We start from the raw sequence: 5958 nt of genomic DNA on the forward strand, positions 1-5958 counted from the left end.
TCTTGATGCCAACAGTTCGCACGTCGACGCCGTGACCGGCGCCACCGAGCAAAGCGAAGCCATCAAGAAAGCCGTCACCAAGGCGATGACGAAGTCGTTTAAAGAAGCGATTATCGAAGAGGGCGGTAACCCGGACGAAGTTCAGCAGTACGATGTCGTGGTCGTCGGCAGCGGCGGCGCGGGTCTGGCGACAGCCATTCAGGCTGCCGATGATGGCGCTAAAGTGCTGATCGTGGAAAAAATGCCGGTGATTGGCGGGAATACGATCAAAGCGTCTGCAGGGATGAATGCTGCGGAAACGCGTTTCCAGAAAATCAAAGGCATCGTCGACGATAAAGAGCTGTTCTACAAAGAAACGCTGAAAAGCGGCCAGAACAAGAACAACCCTGAACTGGTGAAATACTTCGTTGAACACGCTCACGAAGCCATCGACTGGCTGGCTGATCGCAACATCGAGCTGAGCGACCTGACGACCACGGGTGGGATGAGTGTCGACCGTACTCACCGTCCGGCCAGCGGCGCGGCAGTGGGCGGCTACCTGATCAGCGGACTGGTGAAAAACCTTAACCAGCGCAACATCGACGTGATGCTCGAAACGTCCGTTACCGAAATTTTGCAGGAAGACGGCAAGGTTTCCGGCGTTCGCACCATCAATGACGAAAACGAAGAACGTGTTATTCCGACGAAAACCGTCATCATGGCGACCGGCGGATTCAGCGCCAACCAGGATCTGGTTGTGAAATACCGCCCGGACCTGAAAGGCTTCGTGACGACCAACCATAAAGGCGCAACGGGTAGCGGGATCACGCTGCTGGAAGCGCTGGGCGCGGATACCGTCGACATGGGCGAAATTCAGATCCACCCGACGGTGGAGCAAAATACGTCTTATCTGATCTCTGAATCTATTCGCGGTGGCGGTGCCATTCTGGTTTCCCAAAGTGGTCAGCGTTTCTTCAATGAATTGGAAACGCGTGACAAGGTGTCTGCCAGCATCATCAATCTGCCGGAAAAATATGCCTATATCGTCTTTGATGATCACGTCAAAGAGAAAAACATGGCGGTCGGCGAATATGTGGCTCAGGGCTTTGTCGAAGTCGAAGACTCTATCGCGGCGTTGGCAGACCGGTTGCAAATTGAACCCGCTGAGCTGACGAAAACCATCGAACGCTTCAACACGTTCGTTGAAAAACAGCATGATGACGACTTCGGCAGAACGACCGCGTTGCGTAACCCGATCAACAAAGGACCGTTCTACGCCATCAAGATCGCCCCGGGCGTTCACCATACGATGGGTGGCGTGGTCGTTAACACCGCGGCCGAGGTGCTGGATAACAATAAAGATGTTATTCAGGGTGCCTACGCGGCGGGTGAAGTGGTCGGCGGCATTCACGGCGCCAACCGTATCGGGGGCAACGCCGTGGCTGATATCATCATCTTCGGTATTCAGGCCGGTAAACAAGCTGCGGCCTATGCGAAACGGTAACGTCGAGTCATAGCGTTCGTAGTCCACAGGCGGGGCAAAGTTGTCAACTTTGCCCCGCCTGCGTTTTAATGGCATCCATCATTAGCGATGTTTTTCCCTCCAACCGCGACGGTGCTTTTATGACGACCTCTGAAGACAACCACTTTTCCTATGCCGCCACATTGATGGGGACGCGAATTTCCTTAACGCTCTTTGAGCTGAATGAGGAATTGGTCGTTCAGGCCTTTAAGCGCATCAAACGCCTGGAAGATTTGCTCACGGTAAATCGCTCCCCGTCGGAAGTGATGAATATCAACCACGCGGCGGGTCAGCATCCGGTGGCGGTGAGTCCCATCGTCTATCAGCTGATTAAACGCGCCCTGCAGGTGAGCCTGCTGGACAACAGTCATTTCAATTTCACCATTGGTCCTCTCGTCAAGCTGTGGAAAATTGGTTTCAGCGGTAATACGGTGCCTGACGCGGCGGACATTCAGCAGCGGCTTGCTCTGACGGATCCGCGCCATGTGATCCTGAACGATGAAGATCGCTCTGTGTTCCTCCTGCAGGAAGGTATGGAGATCGATCTCGGCGCTATCGCCAAAGGTTATATCGCCGATGTCATCAAAGGCTTTCTTCGGCAAAACGGTGTTGAGGATGCACTGTTGAATCTGGGAGGCAACGTGCAGGCGATGGGGCGGTCGTTGAACGATCCTCAGGGGCGCTGGAGTATCGGCCTTAAAAAACCGTTCGCTGAGCAGGGGGAGTTGATCGGCGCAATGCACGTGATCGATAAATCCGTGGTGACCTCGGGTACTTACGAGCGCTACTTCACCCTCGACGGCGAGCGGTATCACCACATTCTGGACCCGCAATCGGGCTACCCGCTGAATAATGAATTGGACAGCGTCACCATCGTGTCGGACGAATCCATCGACGGCGATATCTACACCACGCTGATGTACGGCATGGGGGTCAAGGCTGGGATCGCCTACCTGCAAGATCATCCCGGTATTAGCGCCATTTTCGTGACGAAAGATCGGCAGATCATTCTGTCGCCAAATCCCCACTACGAGTTTGAATTGCTAGATAGCTCTTATACGGTCGTCGGATAAACGGGCGGCTGCCGTCATGATCGCCTATGCCGAGATTCGAGTTGTTATATTTCGCCATGACAGCGATTGAAAGGCGTGTTTCCGGTTCACCGGTTGGGCGTTGGCGAGACATCGCCATTGGTGTCATGACGGGGAAAAACTGAGAATGCTTTCTGATACGGAGAAACAAAAAATCCCGACGTCCATTTCTGAACGTCGGGATCTCGGAGCGGGCAGGGCGTTAGAAATCGTAGCTCATGGAGACCTTAAGCGTACGCGGTTCGCCTTCGAAGACATACACGCCGTAGTCCTCAACGCCAGACCAGTACTTCTCATTGGTCACGTTGTTCAACGCGACGCGCCAGACCATTTCGTTCTGATCCTGATTGACGCGCGTCCGGTAGCGCAGACCCACGTCCAGCGTGGTGTAGCTATCGAGTTTTTTGGTGTTGGCCGCGTCGGCATATTGTGAACCTGAGTGATTCAGCTGCGCCGTCGCGGTCAGACCGTCCACCGGTTTGATGTCGTACTCCGCGCCCACGACGCCGTAAAAACGAGGAACCCCGATGGCATCGTTGCCGTTATTAGCGCCGTTGGCGGTTTTGGTTAACTCAGGATCCAACCAGACCGTGCTGGCGTTCAGCCGGACGCCCAACACCGGTTCGCCAAAGACGCTCATTTCCAGCCCGCGGTTACGCTGCTCGCCGTCTACGCTGTAGCGGTTGCTGGCGCTATCGAGGATGGCCGACGGTTTTTTAATTTCAAACAGCGACATTGAACCGCCCACGCGACCCATATCGACCTTGACGCCCACTTCATTTTGCTTCGAATGGATAATACCGGTACTTTGACCCGCATTGGCCGCCGTATCGGGCGCGATGCTGCCCGGTTGCAGGCTTTCCGTGTGATTCGCATACAGCGACAGCTGTTCCCACGGTTTATAGACGACGCCGTAGGTCGGCATCCAGCGGCTTTCCGTAAAGCGTGAGTCCGCGTCTTCCTCGCCAGTAGCGTTACTGTAGTTGCGAACCACCACTTTTTGATGACGTCCGGCGACGGTGAACAGCAATTGGTCATTCAACACGCCGAGCGTATCGCTCAGCAACACGCCCTGCGTACGAGAGCGGCTCGTGGTGAGCGGATCGGCGTAGCGTCCGCCCCACAAGGCGTTGTCCGGCATGGCGACGTCGCTGTTGTGATAAATGTTGGTGGTCGGGTTGTCGAACGACATGCCCCAGGCGGTGCGCGTACGCTGAGTTTGCGCGGAATAGCCTACATTGACGCGATGCGATACGAAGCCGGTGTTGAACTGGCCCCGCAGCCCAGCCATGCCGCTGAAGTCATCAATGATGTTATTGGTATCGAGGCGAGACGCGGTCGCATCGCCATTGTCGCTGGTCAAGGTGGGCGAAGAGTAGGTGCCCATTTCATTGGCATGCTGTCCGCCTAGGGCGGCGTAAGTTGTCCAGCTATCGTTCAGATCGAACTCGGCGCGCGCCATTCCGAACTTGTTGGAGATATCGCTGTAAGCCCACTTTTGTGAGTAGTTGCGGGTATTGCTGGGGACGGCGGGGATGTCGTCCAATGCGCTGATATTTATACCCATTTCGCTGCCGTGGAACGTTTTTTTCTGGTAGCCCAGATCCAACGAGGTTCGGAAGCGGTCGCCGCGATAATCCAGTCCCAGAGAGGCCAATGTAGTGCGACGTTTATCGTCATCCACGGCCGCTTCCCCTTCGCGGTGAACCACATTCATGCGGACGCCGAACTGATTGTCATCGCCGAAACGACGGCCCAGATCCAGACTGCCGCCCACCTGAGACGAGGAGGTGTAATCCACGCCTACGCGGGTTGTCGGCGTGTCTTCCGCGCGTTTGGGTTCCAGGTTGATCATGCCGCCGACGGCGCTGGTGGCCGCTCCGTTGACCAGTGAATTGGCGCCTTTGAAAACTTCTATGCGGTCGAGCATCTGGGTATCGACCACCTGACGCGGCACCACGCCCGCAAGACCGCCCATGGTCATATCATCGCCGTCTAGCTTAAAGCCGCGAATCCGATATGTTTCCGCCACGTTGCCGTAACCCTGAACCGCCTGCACGCCCGCATCGCTGTGGAGCAGCTCGGCAACGGTTTTCGCCTGCTTGTCCTGCACCATTTTGGCGGTATAGCCCACCACGTTAAACGGCACATCCATGGCCTTCTGTTCACCGAGCATCCCCAGACGACCGCCGTTCGCGACCTGACCATCCAGATAGGCGGGAACCAGCGCATCGCCGCCGGGCCGGAAGTTCTCTGCCTCGCTTGCCTGCACCACGATCGTATCTTTTGAATCGGTCTTGGCATCGGCGTCAGCTTGGGTCGGTGTCGTTGCGGCGGCAGCCGTCTGAACGAAAGAGCCTACCGCCAGCGCCAGCAAGGTTTTACGTAAAGGCATGGATGTGTTTTTGACGTTATACATAGTTCGCTTAACTATAAAGAAAGGTGGAAATGGCAAATCCCGTTTCCGGGGCGTTTTTATTGATTCAACATTGCAGGCCGGGTTGCTTGTGACCTGACCGTAGGTACGGTTCAGTTCTCTAAACCCGTAACATGCTGAATCTCCAGCTGATATCTTGTTTGAGTTCTATAGCTTCCCTTGATGATTTCATGTGCGACAGGAGGGCATGTCCGGTATGACCCTGCGATGCAGCCGAGATCTGGGGGCTATGCAGAGCAGGTGGCTTCGTGCTCTCACTTCCTGCGTTAGCGCGCCTGTCTGACAACGTTAACCATTCACTTCCCTAGGTTCGTATCGTGCTTATAGCATTGAAAAACCACGAAAAGGGTTGCTTGCATTTCGCATCGACAGCGTCAGCACGCACCATCATATGCAGGTCTAAACAGCCGTTGTTAGCCGAGCCACGCTTGCCTGGATAGCGGTCAGAGCAAGACAGAGGATAAATCATCGCAATTAAAAATAAGAACTATACGCATCCGCGTTACGCGATCAAGGGATTTGTGGAAACTGGGGGGAAGGTGGATGTCACTTCGTTTTATAACACACGTATTTTAGTTATATCTTTTTAGATTTATAATCTATCTCAGGGGCTGTTTATATATTCTGATTGATTAAAATCAGTTTTTGGTAAAAGCATTTTTTATTATTTTACATCAAAGGTGCATAACATGAGGCTAAAAAAGTTACTTAAACATGGATATTTTCCCATACAATTACCACCGTATTTTAACACGTTGAACTTTTCAAAAAAAATAAACGTGATATCAAGGAAATGGGAGGCGAGGACCCAGCAACCTCTTACAAAAGGTGAGAAATATTCAGTGGCTCGCTCTTCTTATTATCGAAGGATGACAGCGATACTAAATCCAATAGGTTATTATTATTTGGCTTTTGAAATAGATAAACAT

The 5958-nt window shown here is 53.7% G+C and carries 3 protein-coding genes; 2 read left to right on the forward strand and 1 reads right to left on the reverse strand.

What is annotated here, in order from left to right:
* Both Q7O77_RS13635 and Q7O77_RS13640 read left to right on the forward strand, forming a co-directional pair.
* On the forward strand, positions 1-1483 hold a 1483-nt coding region (locus Q7O77_RS13635), incomplete at its 5' end, for a flavocytochrome c (RefSeq protein WP_304168283.1).
* Between the two features lie 119 nt (positions 1484-1602).
* Positions 1603-2574 carry an FAD:protein FMN transferase gene (locus Q7O77_RS13640; RefSeq protein ID WP_304168285.1) on the forward strand — a complete coding sequence of 324 codons (972 nt, stop codon included), beginning with the start codon at positions 1603-1605 and terminating at the stop codon, positions 2572-2574.
* A 220-nt stretch (positions 2575-2794) separates the two neighbouring features.
* On the opposite strand, the gene Q7O77_RS13645 is transcribed toward Q7O77_RS13640, so the two are convergent.
* Complete coding sequence (locus Q7O77_RS13645) at positions 2795-5011, reverse strand: TonB-dependent siderophore receptor (protein WP_304168287.1); 2217 nt, start codon at positions 5009-5011, stop codon at positions 2795-2797.
* Positions 5012-5958: the final 947 nt, after the last annotated feature.

The sequence above is a fragment of the Lonsdalea britannica genome, from assembly GCF_946477055.1.
Taxonomy (GTDB): Bacteria; Pseudomonadota; Gammaproteobacteria; order Enterobacterales; family Enterobacteriaceae; genus Lonsdalea; species Lonsdalea britannica_A.